The organism is Streptomyces sp. NPDC003456, from assembly GCF_042878735.1.
Lineage (GTDB): Bacteria > Actinomycetota > Actinomycetes > Streptomycetales > Streptomycetaceae > Streptomyces.
Genome location: NZ_JBIAOK010000004.1, coordinates 725,957 through 751,117 on the forward strand (window position 1 = coordinate 725,957; position 25,161 = coordinate 751,117).

25 protein-coding genes are annotated in these 25,161 nt (G+C 72.1%); 11 read left to right on the plus strand and 14 right to left on the minus strand.

Going from position 1 to position 25,161, the window contains the following annotated elements; translation table 11 throughout:
* Positions 1-75: 75 nt before the first annotated feature.
* The gene (nucS, locus tag ACFYWG_RS19480) at positions 76-747 is read right to left on the minus strand and encodes an endonuclease NucS (RefSeq protein WP_376328502.1); all 672 of its coding nucleotides are present in this window, start codon (positions 745-747) and stop codon (positions 76-78) included.
* 251 nt (positions 748-998) lie between these two features.
* Here nucS and ACFYWG_RS19485 point away from each other — a divergent pair, with 251 nt between their 5' ends.
* Positions 999-1,391, plus strand: a complete 393-nt coding sequence (locus ACFYWG_RS19485; RefSeq protein WP_369193679.1) for an SCO5389 family protein — start codon at positions 999-1,001, stop codon at positions 1,389-1,391.
* 81 nt (positions 1,392-1,472) lie between these two features.
* Here the strand turns inward: ACFYWG_RS19485 and ACFYWG_RS19490 are convergent, their stop codons facing one another.
* Positions 1,473-2,501: an LLM class flavin-dependent oxidoreductase gene (locus tag ACFYWG_RS19490; protein ID WP_385416736.1), complete on the minus strand. Its 1,029-nt coding sequence runs from the start codon at positions 2,499-2,501 to the stop codon at positions 1,473-1,475.
* 398 nt (positions 2,502-2,899) lie between these two features.
* Between ACFYWG_RS19490 and ACFYWG_RS19495 the strand changes: the two genes are divergently transcribed.
* On the plus strand, positions 2,900-3,229 hold the full coding sequence (locus ACFYWG_RS19495; protein WP_389202452.1) for an ATP/GTP-binding protein: 330 nt from the start codon (positions 2,900-2,902) through the stop codon (positions 3,227-3,229).
* A 7-nt stretch (positions 3,230-3,236) separates the two neighbouring features.
* Here the strand turns inward: ACFYWG_RS19495 and ACFYWG_RS19500 are convergent, their stop codons facing one another.
* From ACFYWG_RS19500 to mce, 7 genes are all read right to left on the minus strand, one after another.
* Positions 3,237-4,124, minus strand: coding sequence for an ABC transporter permease (locus ACFYWG_RS19500; protein WP_383500161.1), 888 nt, complete (start codon positions 4,122-4,124; stop codon positions 3,237-3,239).
* The gene (locus tag ACFYWG_RS19505) at positions 4,121-5,524 is read right to left on the minus strand and encodes an ATP-binding cassette domain-containing protein (RefSeq protein WP_389202455.1); all 1,404 of its coding nucleotides are present in this window, start codon (positions 5,522-5,524) and stop codon (positions 4,121-4,123) included. Before ACFYWG_RS19505 ends, ACFYWG_RS19500 begins: the two co-directional genes overlap by 4 nt.
* Before the next feature lie 122 nt (positions 5,525-5,646).
* Complete coding sequence (locus ACFYWG_RS19510) at positions 5,647-6,417, minus strand: ABC transporter permease subunit (protein ID WP_383500167.1); 771 nt, start codon at positions 6,415-6,417, stop codon at positions 5,647-5,649.
* A 2-nt stretch (positions 6,418-6,419) separates the two neighbouring features.
* Positions 6,420-7,391, minus strand: a complete 972-nt coding sequence (locus tag ACFYWG_RS19515) for an ABC transporter ATP-binding protein (protein WP_383500170.1) — start codon at positions 7,389-7,391, stop codon at positions 6,420-6,422.
* Between the two features lie 86 nt (positions 7,392-7,477).
* Positions 7,478-8,413, minus strand: a complete 936-nt coding sequence (locus tag ACFYWG_RS19520; RefSeq protein WP_376333691.1) for a cellulose-binding protein — start codon at positions 8,411-8,413, stop codon at positions 7,478-7,480.
* 209 nt (positions 8,414-8,622) lie between these two features.
* On the minus strand, positions 8,623-12,537 hold the full coding sequence (gene scy, locus ACFYWG_RS19525; protein WP_389202457.1) for a polarized growth protein Scy: 3,915 nt from the start codon (positions 12,535-12,537) through the stop codon (positions 8,623-8,625).
* A 232-nt stretch (positions 12,538-12,769) separates the two neighbouring features.
* Positions 12,770-13,210: a methylmalonyl-CoA epimerase gene (gene mce / locus ACFYWG_RS19530; protein ID WP_376333687.1), complete on the minus strand. Its 441-nt coding sequence runs from the start codon at positions 13,208-13,210 to the stop codon at positions 12,770-12,772.
* A gap of 148 nt (positions 13,211-13,358) precedes the next feature.
* Here mce and ACFYWG_RS19535 point away from each other — a divergent pair, with 148 nt between their 5' ends.
* Both ACFYWG_RS19535 and meaB read left to right on the plus strand, forming a co-directional pair.
* Complete coding sequence (locus ACFYWG_RS19535; protein ID WP_376333685.1) at positions 13,359-14,558, plus strand: acetyl-CoA C-acetyltransferase; 1,200 nt, start codon at positions 13,359-13,361, stop codon at positions 14,556-14,558.
* A 36-nt stretch (positions 14,559-14,594) separates the two neighbouring features.
* Positions 14,595-15,551: a methylmalonyl Co-A mutase-associated GTPase MeaB gene (gene meaB / locus ACFYWG_RS19540; RefSeq protein WP_376333683.1), complete on the plus strand. Its 957-nt coding sequence runs from the start codon at positions 14,595-14,597 to the stop codon at positions 15,549-15,551.
* A gap of 368 nt (positions 15,552-15,919) precedes the next feature.
* Here meaB and ACFYWG_RS19545 read toward each other — a convergent pair whose 3' ends face one another.
* Entirely contained in the window at positions 15,920-16,600 is a 681-nt protein-coding gene (locus tag ACFYWG_RS19545) for a PepSY domain-containing protein (RefSeq protein ID WP_389202462.1), read from the minus strand.
* 116 nt (positions 16,601-16,716) lie between these two features.
* On the opposite strand from ACFYWG_RS19545, the gene ACFYWG_RS19550 reads away from it, so the two are divergent.
* Both ACFYWG_RS19550 and ACFYWG_RS19555 read left to right on the plus strand, forming a co-directional pair.
* Positions 16,717-17,385, plus strand: a complete 669-nt coding sequence (locus tag ACFYWG_RS19550; RefSeq protein WP_389202464.1) for a response regulator transcription factor — start codon at positions 16,717-16,719, stop codon at positions 17,383-17,385.
* Positions 17,382-18,860, plus strand: coding sequence for a sensor histidine kinase (locus ACFYWG_RS19555; RefSeq protein WP_389202466.1), 1,479 nt, complete (start codon positions 17,382-17,384; stop codon positions 18,858-18,860). Before ACFYWG_RS19550 ends, ACFYWG_RS19555 begins: the two co-directional genes overlap by 4 nt.
* On the opposite strand, the gene ACFYWG_RS19560 is transcribed toward ACFYWG_RS19555, so the two are convergent.
* The 4 genes from ACFYWG_RS19560 to ACFYWG_RS19575 form a co-directional block, all read right to left on the minus strand.
* The gene (locus tag ACFYWG_RS19560) at positions 18,814-19,290 is read right to left on the minus strand and encodes a MarR family winged helix-turn-helix transcriptional regulator (protein ID WP_376333675.1); all 477 of its coding nucleotides are present in this window, start codon (positions 19,288-19,290) and stop codon (positions 18,814-18,816) included. The two genes, ACFYWG_RS19555 and ACFYWG_RS19560, sit on opposite strands and share 47 nt — an antisense overlap.
* Positions 19,291-19,406: 116 nt before the next feature.
* Entirely contained in the window at positions 19,407-20,207 is an 801-nt protein-coding gene (locus ACFYWG_RS19565) for an AIM24 family protein (protein WP_376333673.1), read from the minus strand.
* Entirely contained in the window at positions 20,204-20,854 is a 651-nt protein-coding gene (locus ACFYWG_RS19570; RefSeq protein WP_383500190.1) for an AIM24 family protein, read from the minus strand. Before ACFYWG_RS19570 ends, ACFYWG_RS19565 begins: the two co-directional genes overlap by 4 nt.
* A gap of 1 nt (position 20,855) precedes the next feature.
* Complete coding sequence (locus ACFYWG_RS19575; protein WP_376333700.1) at positions 20,856-21,488, minus strand: AIM24 family protein; 633 nt, start codon at positions 21,486-21,488, stop codon at positions 20,856-20,858.
* 170 nt (positions 21,489-21,658) lie between these two features.
* On the opposite strand from ACFYWG_RS19575, the gene ACFYWG_RS19580 reads away from it, so the two are divergent.
* The 5 genes from ACFYWG_RS19580 (at position 21,659) to ACFYWG_RS19600 (ending at position 25,157) form a co-directional block, all read left to right on the plus strand.
* A complete protein-coding gene (locus ACFYWG_RS19580) occupies positions 21,659-22,003 on the plus strand; it encodes a DUF3817 domain-containing protein (RefSeq protein ID WP_376333669.1) in 345 nt (114 codons plus the stop codon).
* Entirely contained in the window at positions 22,000-22,293 is a 294-nt protein-coding gene (locus ACFYWG_RS19585; RefSeq protein ID WP_376333667.1) for an MTH1187 family thiamine-binding protein, read from the plus strand. The genes ACFYWG_RS19580 and ACFYWG_RS19585 overlap by 4 nt, the downstream gene beginning before the upstream one ends.
* A gap of 96 nt (positions 22,294-22,389) precedes the next feature.
* Positions 22,390-22,899 (plus strand): MarR family winged helix-turn-helix transcriptional regulator, encoded by a 510-nt coding sequence (locus tag ACFYWG_RS19590; RefSeq protein ID WP_385416326.1) that lies wholly within the window; start codon positions 22,390-22,392, stop codon positions 22,897-22,899.
* A gap of 43 nt (positions 22,900-22,942) precedes the next feature.
* Complete coding sequence (locus ACFYWG_RS19595) at positions 22,943-23,281, plus strand: DUF3817 domain-containing protein (protein ID WP_389202470.1); 339 nt, start codon at positions 22,943-22,945, stop codon at positions 23,279-23,281.
* A 175-nt stretch (positions 23,282-23,456) separates the two neighbouring features.
* Complete coding sequence (locus ACFYWG_RS19600; protein ID WP_376333663.1) at positions 23,457-25,157, plus strand: methylmalonyl-CoA mutase; 1,701 nt, start codon at positions 23,457-23,459, stop codon at positions 25,155-25,157.
* The last annotated feature ends 4 nt before the right edge of the window (positions 25,158-25,161 follow it).

A 25,161-nucleotide genomic window follows, 5' to 3' on the forward strand; every position in this document is an offset into this window, starting at 1 on the left:
ACGGCACAGGGCCGGGTCCGTTCCTCGGACCCGGCCCTGTGCCGTCGTCGTGCGGGTGCGCGCGGGGGCGTGCGGTCAGAACAGCCGCAGCTTGTCGTCCTCGATGCCGCGCAGCGCGTCGTAGTCGAGGACCTGGCAGCCGATGCCCCGGTCGGTGGCGAGGACGCGGGCCTGCGGCTTGATCTCCTGGGCGGCGAACACGCCGCGCACGGGGGCGAGACGGGGGTCGCGGTTCAGCAGCTCCAGGTACCGCGTGAGCTGCTCCACGCCGTCGATCTCGCCGCGCCGCTTGATCTCCACCGCGACCGTCCCGCCGTCGGCGTCCCGGCACAGGATGTCGACCGGGCCGATGGCCGTCGGGTACTCGCGGCGGATGAGCGTGTAGCCCTCGCCGAGTGTCTCGATACGGTCGGCGAGCAGCTCCTGGAGGTGTGCTTCCACGCCGTCCTTGATCAGGCCGGGATCCACGCCCAGTTCGTGGGAGGAGTCGTGGAGGACCTCCTCCATCGTGATGATGAGCTTCTCGCCCGCCTTGTTGACGACGGTCCAGACGCCTTCCTCCTCGCCGGTGCCCTCTTTCAGGGTGCAGGGCGGCGACATCCAGTTCAGGGGCTTGTAGGCCCGGTCGTCGGCGTGGATCGAGACGCTGCCGTCCGCCTTCACCAGGATCAGGCGCGGGGCCGAGGGAAGGTGGGCGGTGAGCCGCCCGGCGTAGTCCACGGAGCAGCGGGCAATGACGAGACGCATGGTCCGCAACGCTACTCGACGGGCCCCGGTGCACGCGATTCGCCCTGGAAAACGCATGTTCGGTATTGGCCGATTGTGTGCATGGCGTGCTCATTGGGAGTGTCTCATCTGCGCATTTTCCTGGTGCCGTTCCTCTTCGGTGCTTACCGTATGAGCGGGAGGTCGCGACGTGTGTACGCAGCGTGGCGAGATCGCGGGCTCCCCCATCTGTCAGGCAACCCCCGCTGGTTGGGGGTGCGAGAGGAGAACTCATGTCGCTCGACGTCTCACCGGCCCTACTCGAACAGGCCGAGCGAGGCGAGGTCGACGAAGCGGAATTCGTCGACTGCGTCCGGACCTCCCTGCCCTATGCGTGGGAGATGATCAGCTCCCTGGTGGCCCAGCTGAAGGTGGACGGCGGTGCGTTCGCCGACAACCAGACGCCTCCGCCGGACGAGCAGGCGCGCGGTCAGCTGCTGCGTGCGCTGGCGAGTGACGCGATACGCGGCGCGCTGCAGCGCCACTTCGGTGTGCGGCTGGCCTTCCAGAACTGCCACCGGGTGGCCGTGTTCCCGCTTGACTCCTCGGTCGACGAGAAGCTGACGCGCTTCACCTCGGTCCGCAGTCAGGTGCTCAACCAGTCTCCCGAGTTCCGGGACTGCTGACGCACCGTTCGCTTGCCGCTCCGTACGCGGGAGGTGCACTTTATGTACCGGAGCGGCAAGCCCCAGGGATCCACCGTGCTGTCAGACGAGTTGGGGGAGCACCTCGGCCCCCAGCCGCCGTACGTTCTCCTCCGTCGCGGCCAGGTCCCCGGAGCCCTCGACGAGGAGCGCGAAGCGGGAGATGCCGGTCCGCTCACTGGTGGCCGCGAGCCGGTCCGCGCACAGCCGCGGCGTGCCCACCGGGTGCAGCCCGCAGAGCAGTTCCGTGTACGCCAGGGGGTCGCGCATCCTGCGCGTGCGCCCGTCGACCGTCACGTGCGCCTCCAGCCCCTGCTTCAGCCAGCCCGGCATCGCCTTCATCAGCGTCTCCGCCGCGTCCTCCCGGCGGTCCGCGATCTGGCAGACACCGGCCGACACGTGCGGCGCGGCGAGGATCTCCTCGGCCGGCCGGCCGCTGTCCCGCGCGTGCCGCCGCCACAGCGCGACCATCTCGGCCTTCTCCTCGTCGCCCACGTGCATGCCGAGCAGCATCGGCAGCCCGCGCTCGGCCGCCAGCCGCACCGACGTCGGCGAGGTGCACGCGACGACCAGCTCCGGTCCCGCCACGTCGGTCAGGGCCTCCGACGGCCGGGGCACGACCGGGACCTCGCGGAAGCGGAAACGCTCTCCGTCGGCCGACACGGACGGCTCGCGCAGCCAGCGCACCAGGACGTCCAGCGACTCCGGGAAGCCCGTCTCGTAGGCCTCCAGGCCCGCGCCGAAGACCTCCAGGTCGACCCACGGGCCGCCGCGGCCGACGCCGAGGGTGAAGCGGCCGCCGCTCGTGTGGTGCAGCAGCGCCGCCTGCTCGCCCAGGGCCACCGGGTGGGCGGTGGGCAGGACGCTGACCGCCGTGCCGACCCGGATGCGGCGGGTGCGGCCGAGCAGCAGGGCGGCCAGGGTGACGGCCGACGGGCACGTGCCGTACGGCACGAAGTGGTGCTCGGCCAGCCAGACCGTGTCGAGCCCGGCCTCCTCGGCCACCTCGGCCGAGCGGACCGCGCGGTGCAGCGCCTCTCCCTCGCCCTGGCCGGGGAACCGGGCCCCCAGCACGAAACTTCCAACGCGCATTGCTTTCCTGCTTCCTTGGCTCCGACGCGGAGCTCCCCCACAGCGCATAACCGTCCGACACGTGCCGAGGACACGGCCGGGCGGAGTATTTTGCGGATTGTCTGCCGAATCGGCGGCTCCGCGGGGGCCGTGAGCGGTTCCGCGGGAACCGGGAGCGGTTCCGTGGAGGATCGTGGAGGACCGGGAGCACCGTCCCCGAGGACCGCGCGCGGTTCCGCCGGGGGGACCCGGACACGGCTCCGTGCGGACCCCTGGCGCGGCTGCGCGACGGATCGCGCAGTGCGGTGCGCCCCGTCCGCCGGAGGGCGTGCGGTGACGGCTGCCGTACGCGTACCCGCCGTCGCGCCGCGTAGGCTGGATGCGGCCTTTGCTCCCTGTACAGCCCCGAGAGGTGTCCCGTGTCCCCGCGTCGCAACCGACCCAAGGGCGCCGGATCGCCCGGCCGGACCTCCGAGGACGACGGCGGCCGCTACGGCGGCTGGCAGTCCTCCGAGGACTGGCGGGGCGAGAGCTGGAGCGTGCGCCACGTGGCCGGCGCGAGCGCGCAGGGCAAGGCCTACCGCTGCCCGGGCTGCGACCAGCTGATCCCGGACGGGGTGCCGCACCTGGTGGCCTGGTCCGAGCACGCGGGCGTCGACGACCGCCGGCACTGGCACAAGGCCTGCTGGAACGCGCGGGACCGCCGCACCCCCGGGGTGCAGCGGTCCCGTAACGCGCCGAGGTTCTGAACCGGGCTCAGACGTCCCGCTTCTCCAGCAGGGCGAAGGCGGCGGCGAACGCGGCCGCCGTGGCGCCCAGCATGATCCACAGCGGGTCCCAGCCGGACGGGCCGGACGAGCTGAGGGAGTTGGCGTAGAAAACGCTGAGCTGGTTCGGGATCGAGTACTCGAACAGGGCGTCGCGCACTCCCTGGAGCGACTCCGAGAACATGAACAGGGCGATCACCAGCGGGGCGAGCACGGCGCCGATCATGAGGGTGATGGCACCGGCCGAGTGGCGGATGATCGACCCGACGGCCAGCGAGAGCAGGCCCAGCAGGGCGACGTAGGCCGCGATGCCGACGGTGGCCTTGAGCCACTCGCCGCCGGAGGGAGTCCGGGCGCCGTTCCCCTCCAGCATCGCCACGTGCAGGAAGGCCACCAGGGACGCCGAGACCAGCGTCACCACGAAGGCGACCGCGAAGAACACCACACCCTTGGCCGCCAGCACCCGGCCGCGGCTCGGGCAGGCGACCATCGTGGTGCGGATCATCCCGGTGCCGTACTCCGAGGCCGTGGTCAGCACGCCCAGCGTGATGACGCACATGCTGCCGAGGAGCACCCCGAAGAAGCCCAGGCCGAGCGGGCTCTCGCCGCTCAGGGCCGGATCGGACTCGGCCACGATCACACCGGTCAGCGTGCCGATGCCGACGACGAGCAGCACGAACACGCCGAGCGTCCACATCGTGGAGCGCACCGACCTGATCTTCGTCCACTCGGAGGCGATGGCGTGCCCGAGGTGCGTGCGGACGACCGGGATCGGCGAGGTGTAGCCGGGTCCGGCCGGGCCGGCGGAAAACGGCGTGCCGGGCGCCGCCTGCCAGGCGGGCGCGGCCTGCGGCATCTGGGGCTGGGGGCTGCTCATCGGGCGTCCTCGGGCTTGGTCAGGTCGGTGGTCGGGGCGGCGGCCGGCGCGGAGGCGGGCGCGGACGGAGCCGCGGCGGGCGGCCCGGCCGGCTCTCCCGCGGCGGCGGGCGCGGCGGACGGCTGGGCCGCCGGAACCTGCGGCGCGGGCGAGGCGGCGGCCGGGGCGGCCGACGGGCCGTCCGAGGGAGCCTGGCCCGTGGCGCCCGGCGGGGTCGGGGGCGCGGCGGGCGCGCCCGCGGGCACCTGCTGAGCCGCGGGGGCGAAACCCTGCGGCGCGGGCTGGGCGTACGGGTTCGGCGTGCCCGGGGCGGCGCCGTGCGGCGTGCCGTACGGGCCGGAGGGGACCGGCGCGCCCTGCGGCAGCGGGGTGCCCTGCTGGGGCGGCGGCGGGGCGTACCAGCCGGGCTGGCCCTGGCCGGGGACGGGCATGGGCGGCTGCATGCCGGGCGGCAGCGGCTGCTGGAGCCCTTCCTTCTGGTCGATGGTCGAGCGGTAGTCGACGGCGCCCTGCGTCATCCGCATGTACGCCTCCTCCAGGGACGCCTGGTGCGGCGACAGCTCCCACAGGCGCACCTCGTGCTCGTGGGCGATGTCGCTGATGCGGGGGAGCGGCAGACCGGTCACGCGCAGCGCGCCGTCCTGCTCGGGCAGCACGTGGCCGCCCGACTCGGTCAGCGCGGCCGACAGCTTCTCGCGCTGCTGCGGCTCGCTGTCGGGCGTGCGCACCCGGGCGAAGTCGGCCGAGTTCGCCGAGATGAAGGCCGAGACGCTCATGTCGGCCAGCAGCTGGCCGCGGCCGATGACGATGAGGTGGTCGGCGGTCAGCGCCATCTCGCTCATCAGGTGGGAGGAGACGAAGACCGTGCGGCCCTCGGCGGCCAGGGCCTTCATCAGGTTGCGCACCCAGAGGATGCCCTCCGGGTCGAGGCCGTTGACCGGCTCGTCGAACAGCAGCACCTGCGGATCGCCGAGCAGCGCCGCGGCGATGCCGAGCCGCTGCCCCATGCCGAGGGAGAAGCCCTTGGACCGCCGCTTGGCCACGTCCTGCAGGCCGACCACGCCGAGCACCTCGTCCACCCGCCGGGCCGGGATGCCGGAGAGCTGGGCCAGGGACAGCAGGTGGTTGCGGGCGGAGCGGCCGCCGTGCACGGCCTTGGCGTCCAGCAGCGCGCCGACGTGCCGGGCCGCGTTGGGCAGCCTGCGGTAGGGGAAGCCGCCGATCGTCACGTGCCCGGCCGTCGGGTTGTCCAGACCGAGGATCATGCGCATGGTCGTCGACTTGCCGGAGCCGTTCGGGCCCAGGAAGCCGGTGACGGCACCCGGCCGCACCTGGAAGGAAAGGTTGTACACAGCGGTCTTGTCGCCGTAGCGCTTCGTCAGGCCGACTGCTTCGATCATGCTCCGCACCCATCGCAAGGTTCAGGACAGCAGGGCACACGCCCCCGTAAGGGTTAGGAGGATATCGAGGCGCTGACGGTTCCACTCAAGAGCAGGTAAAAGACCGGCCGCGTCCGTCCCCGCTAGGCGTCGCGCTTCTTCAGCAGCAGGTACCCGCCGGCCAGGGCCGCCAGCACCCACAGCGCCATGATCCCGAGCCCGCCCCAGGGCCCGTACGGCGTGTCGTCGCCGATGGGCGGAACCACCTGGAGGATCTTGCTGCCGGCCTGGTCGGGCAGGAACCGGCCGACCTTCTTCGTCGCCTCGACGTTGCCGAGGATGTTGGAGATCAGGAAGAAGAACGGCATCAGGATGCCCAGCGACAGCATCGGCGAGCGCAGCATCGCGGCGACGCCCATGGAGAACATCGCGATCAGCGCCATGTACAGCCCGCCGCCGAACACCGCCCGCAGCACCCCGGGGTCACCGATCTGCGCCCGGTGCTCGCCCAGCATGGCCTGCCCGAGGAAGAACGCGGCGAAGCTGGTGACGAGCCCGACCAGCAGGGCGAGGGCCGTGGCCACGGCGATCTTGCTGAACAGGAAGGAGCCGCGCCGGGGCACCGCCGCCAGCGAGATGCGGATCATGCCGGTGCTGTACTCGTTCGACACCACCAGCACGCCGAACACGATCATCGCCAGCTGCCCGAGGCTCATCCCCGCGAAGCTGATGAACGTCGGGTCGAACTCCGCCCGTTCCTGCGCGTTCATCGAGTCGAACTCGTTCTTCGACAGGGCCGAGATGAGCATGCCGAGGGCGACCGTCACGACCACCACCAGCGACAGCGTCCACACCGTGGACGCCACCGACCGGATCTTGGTCCATTCCGACCGGACGACCTGTGTCACCGCCATGCTCAGCCCCTCTTCCAGCCGTCGCCCCACTGCTGCTGCTGCTGCGGTGGCGGCGTCCCGGTGTTCGCTCCGCTGTGCGCGTGGTACTCCACCGACTCCGCCGTCAGCCGCATGAACGCCTCCTCCAGCGAAGCCTGTTGCGGGCTCAGTTCGTGCAGGGTGATGCGGTGCTGCGCCGCCAGTTCGCCGATCTGCTCGGCCTTGCCGCCGTCCACCTCCAGCACGCCCTCACCGCTCTCCACGGCCACCACCCCCGCCTGGTGCAGCACGTCCAGCAGCCGCTCCCGCTGCGGGCTGCGCACCCGGACGTACGAACGCGAGTTGCGGTCGATGAAGTCGGCCATGGAGGTGTCCGCGAGCAGCCGCCCCTGACCGATGACGACGAGGTGGTCGGCCGTCAGGGCCATCTCGCTCATCAGGTGCGAGGAGACGAACACGGTCCGGCCCTGCGCGGCGAGCGACTTCATCAGGGTGCGGATCCAGTGGATGCCCTCCGGGTCGAGGCCGTTGACCGGCTCGTCGAACATGAGGATCCGCGGGTCGCCGAGCAGCGCGGCGGCGATGCCGAGCCGCTGGCCCATGCCCATGGAGAAGCCCTTGGTCTTCTTCTTCGCGACGCCGGTCAGCCCGACCGTCTGGAGCACCTCGCCGACCCGGGCGCGCGGGATGCCGTTGCTCTGGGCGAGGCACAGCAGGTGGTTGTAGGCGGTGCGCCCGCCGTGCCAGGCCTTGGCCTCCAGGAGGGCGCCGATGCACGTCAGCGGGTCCTCGAGCTGGTGGTAGCGCTTGCCGTCGATCCGGACGCCGCCGGCGGTCGGGTGGTCCAGGCCCAGGATCATGCGCATGGTCGTGGACTTGCCCGCGCCGTTCGGTCCGAGGAAGCCGGTGACGATGCCCGGTCTCACGGTGAACGACAGGTTGTTGACCGCCACCTTCTCGCCGTAACGCTTGGTCAGCCCCTCCAGCTCAATCATGACGGCCACGCTAGAGGGCGGCAAAGCCCTCTGCCACCCGAGCGGCAGAGGGCTTTGCGGAGGTTCAGACTCCGTATGCCGGGCTGTTACCGGGACTGCTGAGCCGGCACCCCGCGGGAGATGGGCTCGTCCTCGGTCGGCGTGCCGGCGGCGGCCACCGCGGCGCCGGTGAGCGTCGCGAGCATCTCGCGGACGTTCGTCAGCTGCGCGTTGATGGAGTCGCGACGGTTCGTCAGCGCCGCCAGCTCGCGCTCGGATTCCGAGCGGATGCGGTCGGCCTTGGCGTTGGCGTCGGCCACGATGTCCTCGGCCTGGCGCTGGGCCGTCTCGACGGTCTGACGCGCGCGGCGCTCGGCGTCCGTGCGCAGCTTCTCGGCCTCCAGACGCAGCTGCTCGGCGCGGTGCTCGATCTCGGCGAGGCGCTTCTCGGCCTTGGCCTGACGCGACGCCAGGTCCCGCTCGGACTGCTCGCGGCGCTTGGCGAGGTTCGTCTCGAAGTCGGCGGCGGCCTGCGCGGCCTTGGCGCGGGTCTCCTCGAAGAGGGCGTCCGCCTCCTCGCGCTTGGACTGCGCGTCCTTCTGCGCCTCGGAGCGCAGCTGGGCGGCGTCGCTCTTGGCCTTCTCGACGATCCGCAGGCCCTCGTCCTCGGCCTTGGCCTTGCGGTCCGCGGAGTAGGACTCGGCGTCGTTGCGCACCTGCTGGGCCGCCGACTCGGCGAGCTCGCGGTGCTGCTCGGCCGCGCGCCGGGCCTCCTCGCGCAGGTCCTTCGCCTCCTCCTCGGCGAGGCGGAGGATCTTCTCCACGCGCGCGCCGAGACCCGCGTACGACGGCTCGGCGTCGGTGATCTGGGCCTGGGCGTTCTGCGTCTCGAGGTGGAGCTCCTCGATGCGCTTTTCCAGAGCGGTGATGCGGGCGAGAGCGCTGTCACGGTCGGAGACGAGCTTGGAGATACGTTCGTCCACCTGAGCGCGGTCGTACCCACGCCGCACAAGCTCGAAGCCGTAGGGGGAAGTGTCGCTCATGGGGTTCCTGTCGAATGAGACCGGTGAGGTGATAGGTGGAATCCTAGGGGCCGGAACGGTGTGTCATCGAGCGGATGCGCGTTTGATCTGGAAAATGAGACCCCTTTTGAGTGGCTAAGCGGCGGATCGCTTGCCAAAACCCGGGCAAAGCCCCCCGATGCCCCCGGAATCGGGCCTTCCGTCCCGGCCCGGACGATCGGCCCGGCCCGCTAGCCGTCCGCGGACTTGCCACCCGATCGGGGCGCGCCGACCGTCGCGCCCGCCTTGACCCCGCTGTCCTTGGGGCCGGCCGGCGCCTCGAAGGACTCCAACGCCTCCAGCACGTCCTGGACACGGGAGATCTCGGCGTTGATGTCCTCGCGGCGGCGGACCAGCACCTCCAGCTCGCGCTTGCCCTCCTCGACCGTGCGCTTGGCCTCGCGGATCGCCTCGGCCTTCAGCTCCTCGGCCTCCCGGACCAGCGTCGACTTCTTCTGCTCGGCCTCCTTGAGCAGCCCCTCGGCCTTCTTGACGGCGGCGATGCGCACCTTGCCCGCCTCGGAGTTGGCCTCCGACACGAGCTCCTTGGCCTTCGCCTGCGCCTTCGCCAGCTGCTCCTCGGCCGCCTTGACCAGGGCGTCGCAGCGGTCGCCCGCCGTCTTCATCGCCTCGGCCGACTCCCGGCGGGCCCGCTCGTGCAGCTGCTCGATCTCCGTGGTGATGCGGTCGCGCAGCTCCTCGGCCCGCTCCCTTATCCGGGTCGCGTCCCGGCGCGCGCCGACCAGCAGCTCATCGGCGTCCGTCCGGGCCTTCTCCACCAGCGAGTTGCCCTCGACCGTCGCCTCGGACACCAGCCGGTCGGCCTCCGTGCGCGCCGCGCCCACCATCGTGTCCGCCTGCGCCTCGGCCTCCGCGGTCGTCTTGTGCGCCTGCGCCTGCGCCTCGGTGAGCAGCTTGTCCGCCTCGGCGGTGGTCTCCGTGATGAGCTTGTCGACCTGCTCGGCCGCCTCGGAGCGCCGCTTGTTGGCGTCCTTGCGGGCCTCGTCCAGCGTGCGGTCGGCCTCCTCGCGCGCGTCGGCGACCAGGCGCTCCGCCTCCGCCCGGGCCTGCGACTTGACGCGCTCGGACTCGGTGCGGATCCGCTCCGCGTGCTGCTGCGCCGAGCCGACCGTCTCGGCGGCCTCGGCGCGCAGCCGCTCCGCCTCGCCGGTGGCCTCCCCGACGATCCGGTCGGCCTCCCCGGCCGCCTCGGATCGCACGCGCTCGGCCTCGGCGAGGGCCTCGGTGCGGACCCGCTCCGCCTCGGTGACCGTCTCCATCCGCAGCCGGTCGGTCTCCTGAACCGTCTCCGTGGTGAGCCGCTCGGCCTCGTTGCGGGCCTCGGTGATGAGGGTGTCCGCCTGCGTCGCCGCGTCCGAGCGGATGCGGTTGGCGTCCTCGCGGGCGTCCGCCCGGGTGCGCGAGGCGCTCTGCTCCGCCTCGGCGATCGTGTCGGACGCCTCGGTGCGCACCCGCTGGGCGTGCTCGGCGACATCCGCGCGGATCCGCTCCGCCTCGCTGATCGCCTCGGACATGGTCCGCTCGGCGAGCGCCTTGGCGGCCTCGGACTCCTCGTGCGCCTCGCGCCGCAGCCGGCCCGCGTCCTCGCTCGCCCGCTCGCGCTCGGCGTAGGCGTCCGCACGGACGCGGTCCGCCTCCTCCTGGGCCTCGCGGCGCGTGCGCTCCGCCGCGTGCTCGGCGGCCGAACGCAGTCCGGTGATCTCCTCCTGGGCCTGCTCGTGCAGCCCGGCGACGGAGTCGCGCACCTGCTGGGCGTGCTGCTCGGCCGCGGACACCATCTCCGTGGCGCGCCGGTCGGCCTCCTCGACCAGCCGGACGGCCTCGGTCTGGGCCTCCTCCACGCGCTTGCGCGCCGAGGCCAGCAGCTCCTCGCTCTGCTCGCGGGCCCGCTCGCGCTCCTGGTCGGCCTCCTGCCGGGCGCTGCCGAGGAGTTCCTCGGCCTCGCGGCGGCGCCGGTTGGCCTCCTCCTGGGCGGCGGCCAGCGTCTCGGACGCCTCCGCGGACAGCCGCTCGGCGGCGGCCTGGGCCTCGGCGCGCATCCGGTCGGCGCTCTCCTGCGCCTCCGACTTCAGCCGCTCCGCCTCGCTCGCGGCCTCCGTGCGCAGCCGCACGGCCACGGCCTCGCCCTCGGCACGCGCCGCGGACGCGTCCGCCGCGGCCTCGTCGCGCAGCCGCTCGGCCTCCGTCTCGGCCTGCTGCTGCAGGGCGCGGATGCGCTCGGCGGCCTCGGCGCGCAACCGCTCGTTCTCCTCGGCGGCCTCGCGGCGGATCCGCGCGGCCTCCTCGCGGGCATCGGAGAGCGCCTGCTCGGCCGCCGTCAGCCGCTCCTCGGCCTCCCGCTGCAGCCGCGCCAGCTCCTCGGCGGCCTCCGCCCGGCGCGCCTGGACGGCCCGCTCGGTCTCCTCGTGCAGCTCCAGCGCGGCGCGCTCGGCCTCCGCCTTGAGGGCCTCGGCCTGCTCGACGACCTCCTCGCGGTGCCGCTCGGCCTCCTGCCGGGTGCGCTGGAGGGTCTCCTCGGCCTGCCGGCGCAGGGTCGTGGCCCGCTCGATGGCCTCGGTGCGGACCTTCTCGCTGTCGGCCTGGGCCGTGGTGCGCAGCTCGTCCGCGTCCGCCTTGGCCTTGGCGAGCAGCTCCTCGGCGGACTTCGCCGCCTCCTCGATCTGCGCCACGGCCTCCTTGCGGGCCTCGGCGCGGATCTTCTCGCCCTCCTCGACGGCGTCCGCCCGCAGCTGCTCGGCCTCGCCGCGCAGCCGGCGGGCCTCCTCCTGCAGCTCGACCGTCTTGGCGCGGTACTCCTTGGTGTCGTCCTTCGCCGCGCCCTTGAGCTCCTCGGCGATGTCGTGCGCCTCGGCGCGCAGCCGGTCCGCCTCGGCCTCGGCCTCCTTGCGGATCCGCTCGGCCTCCTCGGCCGCGGCCCTGGTGGTCTTCTTGGCGTCCTCCGACGCCTTGTTGAGGACCTCCTCGGCCGTACGGGCCGCCTTGGACAGCTGGGTCGCGGTCTCCTCGGCGGTGAGCGTGCGGGCCTTCTCGGAGGCCTCCGCGACGATCTTCTCGGCCTCGGCCCGGGCGTCCGCGACGAGCTGCTCCGCCTCGGACTTGGTGTTCTCGGCCTCCTTCGTGGCCTCCTCGACCAGCCGGGCGACCTGCTCCTTGGCGGTGCGCGTGCGCGTCTCGTTGGCCGACTCGGCGCTCGCCAGGGCCTTGGCGGCGGCCTCCTTGGCCTGCGCGACCAGCTTCTCCGACTCGGACTGCGCCTTGCGCAGCGCCTCCTCGGCCTCGGCCATCCGCTGCTCGGCGGCCCTGGTCAGCTCCTGGGCCTCGCGGCGCGCGGACTCCGACTCCGAGACGGTGGAGGTGCGCAGCTGCTCGGCGTGGTCGGTGGCCTCCTGGGCCTGCGTGGAGGCCGCGTTGAGGAGCCGCTCGGCGTCGGTGCGGGCGCGGCGCAGGATCTGCTCGGCCTCCGCCCGGGCCTCCTCGGCCGCGCTGGTCAGCCGCTGCCGGGCCTCCCCGGCCACCCGCTCGGCCTCCGCGCGGGCGGTGGCCAGGGACTGCTCGGCCTCCGCGCGCGACTCCTCCAGCAGCCGGCGGGCCTGCTGCTCGGTGCGGGCGCGCAGCTGCTCGGCCCACGCGACGTTCTCGTTGACGTGCGACTCGACCGTGCGGCGGCGCTCGGCCAGCTCCTGATCCAGCTGCTGGCGGCGGGTGACCGCCTCCTGGTGCAGCTCCGCCTGGAGGCGGGCCGCCTGCTCGGCGTGCTCCTGCAGGATCCGCTGGGTCTGCGCCCGGGCCTCGCTCAGCTCCCGCTCGGCGTCCGTGCGGATCTGGTCGGCCTGCATCTGCGCGTTGCGCAGCAACTGCTCGGCCTGCCAGCCGATGTCGCCCCCGTCGAAGGAGGGCCGGGTCATGATGGTGCGCCGCGCCTCGTGCAGCTTGGCGCGCAGTACCTCGACCTGGTAGCCGAGGTCCTCGGCGTGCTGGATCGCCTTTTCCCGCTCGGTCTTCAGCCGCTTCATCTCGGCTTCGAACCGAGAGAGGTGGTCGACGTCAGCCGCCGGCTCTCGCTCCTGGCTCTCGTAGCCCCGCACTGCGCGGTCCCATCCGTCCCCTGGTCGAAACTCTTTCCGTACGAGCTCCGTCCATCCGCCGAACGGGGCCCCCGGGGAATGGTGTCAGATCATCGGCGGAGCAGAGGCTGCTGCCCCGACGCTCGTCCCCCGAAACCCGGACCCCGGTGGTCCTGCCGTCGCACGGCGGGACCGCGGTCACCCTGGCTGAGCGGCGACCGCACCCAACCCTACCGGCCCCTATGTACGAGGGTCAGTGCTCAGGTGACTCAACAGGCGCCGAAGTGACCAGTTCTGTCAGGACGCCGTGGCAGTCCTTGGGGTGCAGGAAGGTGATCCGTGACCCCATGGAACCGCGCCGGGGCTCTTCGTACAGCACGCGCACGCCCTTGTCCTTGATGTCCGCGGCGTCCGCGTCGACGTCGGCGGTGCCGAAGGCGATGTGGTGGACGCCCTCGCCGTTCTTGGCGAGCCACTTCGCGACGGTGGAGTCCTCCCGGGTCGGCTCCAGGAGCTGCAGGTAGGTGGCGCCCCCGTCCGACGTCTCGTTGATCTTGAGCATGGCCTCGCGCACCCCCTGCTCCTCGTTGATCTCGGAGTGGAACACCTCGAAGCCGTAGGTGGCACGGTAGAACTCGACGGTCTTGTCGAGGTCGAAACAGGCGATCCCGATGTGGTCGATTCGCGTCAGCATGAGTTCAGTGCAGCGCCCCGGAGGTGGTTACGCAACGTGCGCGCGATCACACCGACGGCCCGATGACGGCACGGAGTGCCACTCAGTACATTCGAAGTAAACCCTCGTTCACTCCTCGGCTGTGCAGCCGGTAAGGGGATCGCAGCTCATGTCTTCTGCAACGACCAGCTCGGTGATCGTCTCGGGTGCGCGTACGCCCATGGGACGGCTGCTGGGCTCCCTGAAGTCCTTCTCCGGAGCCGACCTCGGCGGCTTCGCGATCAAGGCCGCCCTCGACCGTGCGGGGATCGGCGGCGACCAGGTGCAGTACGTGATCATGGGGCAGGTCCTCCAGGCCGGAGCCGGGCAGATCCCCGCCCGCCAGGCCGCCGTCAAGGCCGGCATCCCGATGAACGTGCCGGCCCTGACCATCAACAAGGTCTGCCTGTCCGGCCTCGACGCGATCGCCCTCGCCGACCAGCTCATCCGCGCGGGCGAGTTCGACGTCGTCGTCGCCGGCGGCCAGGAGTCCATGACCAACGCCCCGCACCTGCTGCCCAAGTCCCGCGAGGGCTTCAAGTACGGCGCGGTCCAGATGCTCGACGCCATGGCCCACGACGGTCTGACCGACTCCTTCGACGGCGTCGCCATGGGCGAGTCGACCGAGAAGCACAACACGCGCCTGGGCATCGGCCGGGCCGAGCAGGACGAGATCGCCGCGCTGTCGCACCAGCGGGCCGCCGCCGCGCAGAAGAACGGCCTGTTCGAAGCCGAGATCACGCCCGTCGAGATCCCGCAGCGCAAGGGCGACCCGGTGCTGTTCAGCAAGGACGAGGGCATCCGCGGCGACACGACCGCCGAGTCGCTCGGCAAGCTGCGCCCCGCGTTCTCCAAGGACGGCACCATCACGGCCGGCTCCGCCTCGCAGATCTCCGACGGCGCCGCCGCCGTGGTGGTGATGAGCAAGGCCAAGGCGCAGGAGCTCGGCCTGGACTGGATCGCCGAGATCGGCGCGCACGGCAACGTGGCCGGACCGGACAACTCGCTCCAGTCGCAGCCGTCCAACGCGATCCTGCACGCCCTGAAGAAGGAGGGGCTGGAGGTCTCCGACCTCGACCTCGTCGAGATCAACGAGGCGTTCGCGGCGGTCGCGGTGCAGTCCATGAAGGACCTGGGAGTATCCACCGAAAAGGTGAATGTCAACGGTGGTGCCATCGCGCTGGGTCACCCGATCGGGATGTCCGGTGCCCGGCTGGTGCTGCACCTCGCGCTGGAGCTGAAGCGGCGCGGCGGCGGTGTCGGCGCGGCCGCGCTGTGCGGCGGCGGCGGCCAGGGCGACGCGCTGATCGTGCGCGTGCCCAAGGCCTGAGTCCCGTAGGTCCCTGATCTTCTGAACGGAGCTGTGATGCAGGACGTCTCCACGCTGGTGGCCCAGGCCAGGGAAGGCCGGCCCCGGGCCGTGGCCCGGCTGATCTCCCTGGTGGAGGGGGCGTCCCCGCAGCTGCGGGAGGTCATGGAGGCACTCGCGCCCCTGACGGGCGGCGCGTACGTGGTCGGGCTGACCGGGTCGCCGGGCGTCGGCAAGTCGACGTCGACCTCGGCGCTGGTCAGCGCCTACCGCAAGCAGGGCAGGCGGGTCGGCGTGCTCGCCGTCGACCCGTCCTCCCCGTTCTCCGGGGGAGCGCTGCTCGGCGACCGGGTGCGGATGTCGGAGCACGCGTCGGACCCGGGCGTCTACATCCGCTCGATGGCCACGCGCGGGCACCTGGGCGGGCTGGCCTGGGCCGCGCCCCAGGCGATCCGCGTCCTGGACGCGGCCGGGTGCGACGTGATCCTCGTCGAGACGGTGGGGGTCGGGCAGTCGGAGGTGGAGATCGCCTCGCAGGCCGACACCTCCGTGGTGCTGCTGGCACCCGGCATGGGCGACGGCATCCAGGCGGCCAAGGCCGGGATCCTGGAGATCGGTGACGTGTACGTCGTCAACAAGGCCGACCGGGACGGCGCGGACGCGACGGCCCGCGAGCTGAACCACATGCTGGGCCTGGGGGAGGCGCGGGGCCCGGGGGACTGGCGTCCGCCGATCGTGAAGACCGTCGCGGCGCGCGGCGAGGGGGTCGACGAGGTCGTCGAGGCGCTGGAGAAGCACCGGGCCTGGATGGAGGAGCGGGGTGTCCTCGCGGAGCGGCGGACGGCCCGGGCCTCGCGCGAGGTCGAGACGATCGCCGTGACGGCGCTGCGCGAGCGGATCGGCGACCTGCACGGCGACCGCCGGCTGGGGGCCCTGGCGGAACGGATCGTGGCGGGCGAGCTGGACCCCTACCGGGCGGCCGACGAACTGGTGGCGAGCCTGACGGAGGGCTGAGCCGGGCGCCCGCGGCGGCCGCTGCGGGGGTGCGGGTGCGCGTGGCGCGGTGGCACTCGACGCCGGGGCGCGGGTCGGGACCGGGCCGGAGTGTGTCCGTCCGCGGAACGGCGCGACGGGGTCGGACATCGACTCGCTGTCCGTCGACCCGCCGACCGCTGCGGGCGGACACCACCCGACGCGTTCCCTTGCGTAAGCGGCGGGTGCGGGTGCGTCCGGCGGCCGCGACAGGCCCGCCGTCGGCCCGGCCGCGCCCCGGCGTGCCTCACCCGGTGCCTCAGGCGCCGGCGGTTCCCGTCCGGCACCGGGTCGCACGGCGCCCCGGCGCGACTAAGGGCGCCGGGGCGGGTGCGGTACGGGGTGGGCGGTCAGTCCTGGTCGTCGTCGGTGTCGTCGTCCCGGGCGTCCGAGCGGTCCGCGCTGACGTCGGCCTTGTCGAGGCCGATCCTCCAGTCCTGCTCGGGGCCGCCCTGCTTGCGGGTCTCGGCCTCCCAGGCCCGGCCGTCGCCGTCGTCGTCGAGGTCGACGGACGTCACCACGCCCTTGCCGGCCGCGGCCTTCGCCGCCTCCTCGGCCGTCACCGCCGAGCCCTTCAGCGCGGCGCGCACCTGCGCCGTGTCGTCCTCGTCGTCCTGCTGCGCGCCGAGGACCTTGCCGCTCGACGGGTCGACGCCGACGCTGCGCCAGGTGCCGTCGCCGGACAGCACCTCGACCTGCCACACCGCCTTGCCGCCGTCGTCCTCGTCGTCGAGTTCGGCGGAGACGGCCGTGCCCGGGGTGTGCCGCAGCGCGGAGGCGATGGCCTCGGCCGCCGTGACGTCCGCCTCTGCGGCCTGCGCGGCGGCGTCGCCCCGGTCGTCGCGGTCGTTCCGGTCGTCTGCCTCGTCACGGTCGTCGCGGTCGTCGCGGCCGTCGTCGTCCGCCACCCGGGTGTTCGCCGTCTGGCGGGCCGGACCCTCGTCGTCCCCCGTGGTCGCGAGAGCCGTGGCCGTGCCGCCTCCGATCAGCGCGGCGGCGGTGACGGCGGCGATCACGATGTTGCGCTTCATGAGGGTTCCTCCCGAGTCGTTTCGTTTGCGATGTCTCCGACTCTGGCCGACGGAGGCTGAGAGGAACCTGAAGCCCCCTGAAGGGTTCTTCAGCTTCGCTTTGCCACCCTGGACGCATGCGCCTGTTGATCGTGGAGGACGAGAAGCGGCTTGCCCTGTCGCTCGCGAGGGGCCTGACGGCCGAGGGGTACGCCGTGGACGTCGTCCACGACGGCCTGGAAGGGCTGCACCGGGCCTCGGAGGGCGTCCACGACCTGGTGATCCTGGACATCATGCTGCCGGGACTCAACGGCTACCGGGTCTGCGCCGCCCTGCGCGCCGCCGGCCACGACGTGCCGATCCTGATGCTGACCGCCAAGGACGGCGAGTACGACGAGGCCGAGGGCCTCGACACCGGCGCGGACGACTACCTGACCAAGCCGTTCTCCTACGTCGTGCTGGTCGCCCGGGTGAAGGCGCTGCTGCGGCGGCGCGGGCAGGGCGGCGGGGCGTCGCCCGTGCACGCGCACGGGGACCTGAAGGTCGACACGGCCGCCCGCCGGGTCTTCCTCGCCGAGGCCGAGATCGCCCTCACGGCCAAGGAGTTCTCCGTGCTGGAGCAGCTCGTGCTGCGGCCCGGCGAGGTCGTGTCCAAGGCGGAGATCCTGGAGCACGTCTGGGACTTCGCCTACGACGGCGACCCCAACATCGTCGAGGTGTACGTCAGCAGCCTGCGGCGCAAGCTGCGCCCGGGGCTGATCCGGACCGTGCGCGGGGCCGGGTACCGGCTGGAGACGGCGCCGTGAGCCGGCTGTTCGGGTCGGTGCGGGCCCGGGCGACGCTGGGCGCCACGCTCGTCGTCGCGGTGGCGCTGGTCGCGGCCGGGGCCGCCGTGCTGCTGTCCCTGCGGTCCAACCTCATCGGCGAGGCCGGCACCCAGGCCGAGCGCTCCGCCCGCGCGGTGGCCTCCGAACTCGCCGCCGGCACGCCGTACGACAAGCTGTCCGGGCTCGACGGGGACGACGGCCCCGTGCAGGTGCTGGACGAGGACGGGCGGCTGGTCGCGGCCAGCGAGGACCTGGAGCGGATCAGCGGCACGGACAGCACCCAGGTGAAGCCGCGGCCGGCCGCGTCGCCCGACGGGGGCGACCGGGACGACCGGGACGACGGGGACGACTCCGGGAGCACGGGCGAGAGCCTCGAACCAGGCGAGATCTCCGGGGAGAGCGTCTTCAGCAACGGCTCCGCCACGATCGACGGGGACGCGGAGGACTACCGGTTCGCCGCCGTCGAGGTGGAAACGCCGGACCGCGGCTCCCTCGAGGTCCACGCGGGCTGGCCGCTGGCCGCCGAGCACGGGGCGGTGCGCACCGCGCTGACGGTGATGCTGATCGGCTTCCCGCTGCTGCTCGCCGTCGTCGCCGGGGTGACCTGGCTGGTGACCCGCCGGGCCCTGCGCCCCGTGGAGGGCATCCGGCGCGAGATGGCCGCCATCACCCGGTCCGAGGACCTGGCGCGGCGGGTGCCCGAGCCGGACACGCACGACGAGATCGCCCGGCTCGCCAGCACCACCAACGAGACGCTCGCTGCCCTGGAGACCTCCGTGGAACGGCAGCGGCGCTTCGTCGCGGACGCCTCGCACGAGCTGCGCAGCCCGATCGCCTCCCTGCGCACGCAGCTGGAGGTGGCGGCCGCGCACCCGGAGCTGCTGGACCTCGACGGAGCCGTGGAGGACACCGTGCGGCTCCAGCGCCTCGCCGCCGACCTGCTGCTGCTCGCCCGGCTCGACGCGGGCGAGCGGCCCGCGGACGCGCGGGTCGACCTCGCCGCGCTGGCCCGGGAGGAGGCCGAGGGGCGGACGGGGGTGAGCGTGGAGGCGGAACCGGTGGAGGTGGCCGGCTCGCGGGGGCAGCTGGGGCGGGTGCTGGCCAATCTCCTCGACAACGCCGAGCGGCACGCCCGGTCGGCCGTGACGGTCGGCGTGCGGCGCGAGGGCGGCCTGGCCGTGGTCGCGGTGGCGGACGACGGCGACGGAGTGCCCGAGGCGGACCGGGAGCGGATCTTCGAACGGTTCGTCCGGCTGGACGCGGCCCGCAGCCGCGACGACGGAGGCGCCGGCCTCGGCCTGGCCATCGCCCGGGACGTCGCCGTCCGGCACGGCGGCACGCTCACCGCCGGACGGGGACCCGCAGGCGGAGCCCTGTTCGAACTCCGCCTGCCGCTCGTCGAACGGGTCAGGGGCGCCCGCGCTGACCGCGCAGATGCTCCGCGATCGGCTTGAGGGCCTTGTCGAGCTCCGTGAGGGTCTCGGCGGACAGCAGGTCGATGAAGTGCCTGCGCACGGACGCCACGTGGTGGGGCGCGACCTTCTGCATCGTCGCCATGCCGTGGTCGGTGAGGACCGCGTAGAGCCCCCGGCGGTCCGACTCGCAGTTCTCGCGCCTGACCAGGTGGGCGTTCTCCATACGCGTGATCTGGTGCGACAGGCGGCTCTTGGACTGCATGGTGGCGGTGGCGAGGTCGCTCATCCGCATCCGCAGGTCGTCGGACTCGGACAGGTTCACGAGGATCTCGTAGTCGTTCATCGTCAGGCCGAACGGCTGCAGGTCCTTCTCGAGCTGGTACGTCAACAGCCTGTTGACCTCCAGGTGGGTGCGCCAAGCGCACTGCTCCGCATCGGTCAGCCAGCGGGTGGCCGTCTCGGTCTCCATGAATGAAGTCTACCTAAAATGTTGAATAGCGAACTAGTGAGGGGTGGCGTGTGACATCCCCCACCTGGCGAACAAGCGTGCGCAGGCGTTCGATGTCACACTCCGCAGACTACCGCTCACAGCCCGAAGCGACGCTGGAGGTCTCCCAGCTGTCCGGGAAGGCGCGGTACGCCGGACTGCCCTGCTTGCGGCGTGTGCGCCCCTCCGCCGGGCACCCCCGCCTGGTGCGGGACCGCCCCTGTCGCCTGCTCCGCCATCAACGTCTCGGACGACTGCAGCAGCACCGTCCCCGCGCCCACGAACTCGAACTGGTGCTCCTCGCCGGAGGCGCCCCCGAGGCCCGTCAGCGCACGTAGGCCGCCCATCACGCCGCTCATGTAGCCGTGGTCGTAGTGGTGGCAGGGCGACGGGCAGTCGGCCCAGCCGACCAGCGCCTGCGGGTCGACCCGGATGGGGGGTTCCATGAACACCACCGGGCCGTTGGACGCGGCCACGAACTTGCCCGTGCCGATGAGCGTCAGGAAACCCGGCACGATCGACTGCTTCAGCGCAAGACTTGGCTGAAAAGCAAGCAAGTTGCCCGAGCGAATGGTCAGGTTGCCGTCCTCGAGGTCGTACGAATTGACGTCGAAAGCCCGGTCGGCCAGGAGCATCTTCCCCGACCCCTCGGCCACGACCCAGTCGCTCGCGTGCAGTGGCGAATGGAACGAGGTGCGCACGAGACGGTCCAGCCGGCCGTGCCCCACGCCGTTGAAGTCGATCGAGCCGTAGTAGGCGATCATCTTCCCCTTCTGCAGGAACCACTGGCTCCCCTTGAGCTCCACGCAGAAGGTGTACGGGTTGACGTTGTCGTCGGGGGGCAGCGTCGCCGGGTCGAAGACCGCGGGGCCGGCGCCCGGGGTTCCGTAGGTGCTCACAGCTTCTCCTCCGACGCCTGGACGTACACCGCACCGCTGCCGCTCAGCTCCAGCTGGAACGCCTCGCCCGAGCCGCGGCCCACCATGTCCCGCCAGCCCAGGGCGGTGGACAGCTTGTTGCGGACCTCGCCGTGGTGGGCGACGTAGGCCTGCGGGTCGACGTGCACCGGGCGCTGCGGGGTGATCGGGATCTCGATGACGCCGCCGTGGGCCATGACCGCCACGGACCCGTGCCCCTTCAGCGTGGTCGTGAACAGCCCCTGGCCGCTGACCTGGCCGCGCACCATGCCCATCACGCCGCCCTGCGAGCCCAGGAACATCGTGCCCTGCTGGAGCGTGCCCTCGAAGGCCAGCAGGCGGTCGGCCTCGACGTACAGGGTGTCGCCGGCGAGCTGGATCACCTGGATGTGGTGGCCGCCGTGCCCGAACAGGACCGTGCCGCTGCCCTCGACCGTCATCAGCGGGGTGTCCTCGTCGGCGACCCGGCGGCCGATCATCGACATGATCCCGCCCTGGCCGCCCGCCGTGTTGGGCGTGAAGGACACCTCGCCCTTGTACGCGAGCATCGCGCCGCGCTGGCTGAACAGCCGCTGACCCGGTGCGACCGTCGCCTCGACCATCTTCCCGTTGATCTCCCGGAAGCCCATCTCACACGTCTCCCGCGATCGTGTTCCGCTCGCTCGGCTGCACGTACACCAGGCCGTCCCCCTCGAACCGCATCTGGAACGCCTCGCCGCCGCCCTCCCCGAGCAGCGTGCGGAAGGTCACACCGGACTGGAAGGACTGCCGCAGGTTCCCCTGGTGCGCCACGTACGCGCCCGGGTCCACCGTCAGCGGGTACTGCGGGCTGACCCGCAGCACCACCGCCGGCCCGTCCGACATGATCGCCGCCTGGCCGTGCCCCTCCAGGGTCGTGGTGAACAGCCCGTTGCCCTGGGAGGCGCCGCGCAGGCCGGTGAACTCGGTCCCGGTGCGCAGCCCGCCGTCGGTGGCGAGCAGGTTGCTCGACTCCACGTACAGCTTGTCGCCCTGCACGGTGACCAGGTTGATCTCGGAGGCGCGGTCCGCGAACCAGCAGGTCCCCCGGCCCTTCACCTCCATCAACGTCATCTGCTCGCCGGTCAGCCGCCGGGTCACCATGCCCCGGATGCCCTCGCCGCCGCCGCTGAGTTTCTTGAAGGCCATCTCGCCGTCGTACGCGACCATCGAGCCGTTCTTCGCCTTCACGGCGTCCCCGGTCATGTCGACGGCGAGCACCTTGCTGCTCTGAAGTCGGAACATCGCCACGTAGGCGAAGGTATCCGCAGGTCGGGCCCCGCGGACAGGGCCTGTGGACGGAGAACGACCCTGACCGCACCCCTAGGGGCCGGGGGTCCCGGGCTGTTTGCCACAATGGGCGGGACGCTTGTGCGTGCGTTCACAAACCGTTTCTCTCCCACCGAAGGTGACCCGTGGACCTCAAGACCGCCACCGCCCTCCGCCGCCTCCGCCTGGTCTCGGCCCCCGAGGCGATCTCGTTCCTGCTCCTGCTGGTCTGCTCGGTGCTGAAGCGGACCACGGACTTCAACGCCGTGCCGGTGATGGGAGCGGTGCACGGTGCGCTGTTCGTCCTCTACGTCGTCTTCTGGGCGGATGCCTGGAACCGCGCCAAGTGGCCGCTGGGCACCGCCGCGCTGTACTTCGTGCTCTCGGTGCTCCCGGCCGGCGGCTTCTTCGCCGAGCGCCGGCTGCGGCGTGAGGCCGAGGACGCGGTCATCGCCTTCCGCGTGCGCAAGGAAGGCGCGGTGAAGGCGTGATCGTCGCCTTCTCCGTGACGCCGCTGGGCGTCGGCGAGGACGTGGGGGAGTACGTCGCCGACGCCGTGCGGGTGGTGCGGGAGTCCGGGCTGCCGAACCGCACGGACGCGATGTTCACCTCCGTCGAGGGGGAGTGGGACGAGGTGATGGACGTCGTCCGGCGCGCGGTCGCCGCGGTCGAGCGGCGGGCGCCGCGGGTCTCCCTCGTCCTGAAGGCGGACATCCGCCCCGGCGTGAGCGACGGGCTGACGTCCAAGGTGGAGACGGTGGAGCGGCACCTCGCGCGGTAGCGCCCGCCGGGGCGCGCGCCAAGGCGCCTCCCGATGAGCGGACCGAAGGGCGAGACAGAGCTGACCACCATGTGACCGGCCGGTAAGGTCTGGTCCGTGCCGAAGCCGCTCAGTCTCTCCTTCGATCCGATCGCGCGCGCCGACGAACGCTGGAAGCAGCGCTGGGGGAGCGTGCCGTCCATGGCCGCGATCACCTCGATCATGCGCGCCCAGCAGATCCTGCTCGCCGAGGTCGACGCGGTGGTCAAGCCGTACGGGCTGACGTTCGCCCGCTACGAGGCCCTGGTGCTGCTCACCTTCTCCAAGTCGGGCGAGCTGCCGATGTCCAAGATCGGCGAGCGGCTCATGGTGCACCCCACGTCCGTGACGAACACCGTGGACCGGCTGGTCCGCTCCGGCCTGGTCGCCAAGCGGCCCAACCCCAACGACGGCCGCGGCACCCTGGCCAGCATCACCGCCAAGGGCCGCGAGGTGGTCGAGTCGGCCACGCGCGACCTGATGGCGATGGACTTCGGCCTCGGCGCGTACGACGCGGAGGAGTGCGCGGAGATCTTCGCGATGCTGCGCCCCCTGCGGGTGGCGGCCGGAGACTTCCAGGAGCAGTGACCCGGGGCAAGATCTCCCGGAACGGGTCGTTACGCTCGACGGCATGAAGAAGAGCGTGCTGACCCGCTACCGGGTCATGGCCTACGTCACCGGCGTGCTGCTCGTCGCGCTGACCCTGGGAATGATCGGCAAGTACGTCCTGGACCTGGGCGGCGCGGCCGACTTCACGCAGGTGGTCAGCATCGCGCACGGCTGGCTGTACGTCGTGTACCTGATTTTCGCCTTCGACCTGGGCTCCAAGGCGAAGTGGCCGGTCAAGAAGCAGCTGTGGGTGCTGCTGGCCGGCACGATCCCCACGGCCGCGTTCTTCGTCGAGCGCCGGATCAGCCACGAGCTGGAGGGCCGGCTCGCCGACGACGCGCCCGCCCCGGTCAAGGCCTAGGGCCTGGCGTTTGGATCATGACGCAGACGCGGGGAGATCCAAACGACAGGCCCTGGCCCGGACCGCCGGCCGCCGCCGTACGCGCGCCTACGGCGGCCGATCGCCGTCACCCGTTCGCCAGGTCACTCCCGTCAGCCATCGACATTTACTAGGACGTCCAAGTAAATTCGGGGGTATGGACGCTGACGCCATCGAGGAGGGCCGCCGTCGCTGGCAGGCCCGGTACGACGCCGCACGCAAGCGCGAGGCCGACTTCACCACGCTCTCCGGGGACGCCGTGGAGCCGGTGTACGGGCCCCGGCCCGGGGACCGTTACGACGGCTTCGAGCGGATCGGCTGGCCCGGGGAGTACCCCTTCACCCGCGGCCTGTACGCGACGGGCTACCGGGGGCGCACCTGGACCATCCGGCAGTTCGCCGGGTTCGGCAACGCCGAGCAGACCAACGAGCGCTACAAGATGATCCTGCGCAACGGCGGAGGCGGGCTCTCGGTCGCCTTCGACATGCCGACCCTGATGGGCCGCGACTCCGACGACCCGCGCTCGCTGGGCGAGGTCGGGCACTGCGGTGTGGCCATCGACTCGGCGGCCGACATGGAGGTCCTGTTCAAGGACATCCCGCTGGGCGACGTCACGACGTCCATGACCATCAGCGGCCCGGCCGTGCCGGTGTTCTGCATGTACCTGGTCGCCGCCGAGCGGCAGGGCGTCGACCCGTCCGTCCTCAACGGCACGCTCCAGACGGACATCTTCAAGGAGTACATCGCCCAGAAGGAGTGGCTCTTCCAGCCCGAGCCCCACCTGCGGCTCATCGGCGACCTCATGGAGTACTGCGCGGGCGGGATCCCGGCGTACAAGCCGCTGTCCGTCTCCGGCTACCACATCCGCGAGGCCGGGGCGACGGCCGCCCAGGAGCTGGCCTACACGCTGGCCGACGGCTTCGGCTACGTGGAGCTGGGCCTCTCGCGCGGCCTGGACGTCGACGTCTTCGCGCCCGGCCTGTCCTTCTTCTTCGACGCGCACGTCGACTTCTTCGAGGAGATCGCCAAGTTCCGCGCGGCCCGCCGCATCTGGGCCCGCTGGATGCGCGACGTCTACGGCGCCACGTCCGACAAGGCCCAGTGGCTGCGCTTCCACACCCAGACCGCCGGCGTCTCCCTCACCGCCCAGCAGCCGTACAACAACGTCGTGCGCACGGCCGTCGAGGCCCTGGCCGCCGTCCTCGGCGGGACCAACTCGCTGCACACCAACGCCCTCGACGAGACCCTGGCCCTGCCGAGCGAGCAGGCCGCCGAGATCGCGCTGCGCACGCAGCAGGTGCTGATGGAGGAGACCGGCGTCGCCAACGTCGCCGACCCGCTGGGCGGTTCCTGGTACATCGAGCAGCTCACCGACCGCATCGAGGCCGACGCCGAGAAGATCTTCGACCAGATCAAGGAGCGCGGCCTGCGGGCGCACCCCGACGGGCAGCACCCGATCGGCCCGATCACCTCCGGCATCCTGCGCGGCATCGAGGACGGCTGGTTCACCGGCGAGATCGCCGAGTCGGCGTTCCGGTACCAGCAGGCGCTGGAGAAGGGCGACAAGAGGGTCGTCGGCGTCAACGTCCACACCGGTTCGGTGACCGGGGACCTGGAGATCCTGCGCGTCAGCCACGAGGTGGAGCGCGAGCAGGTGCGGGTGCTGGCCGGCCGGAAGGCGGCGCGGGACGACGCGGCGGTGCGCACCGCCCTGGACGCCATGCTGGCCGCCGCCCGCAGCGGCGCCAACATGATCGAGCCGATGCTGGACGCCGTCCGCGCGGAGGCGACCCTCGGCGAGATCTGCGGGGTGCTCCGCGACGAATGGGGCGTCTACACGGAGCCGCCCGGCTTCTGAGGGG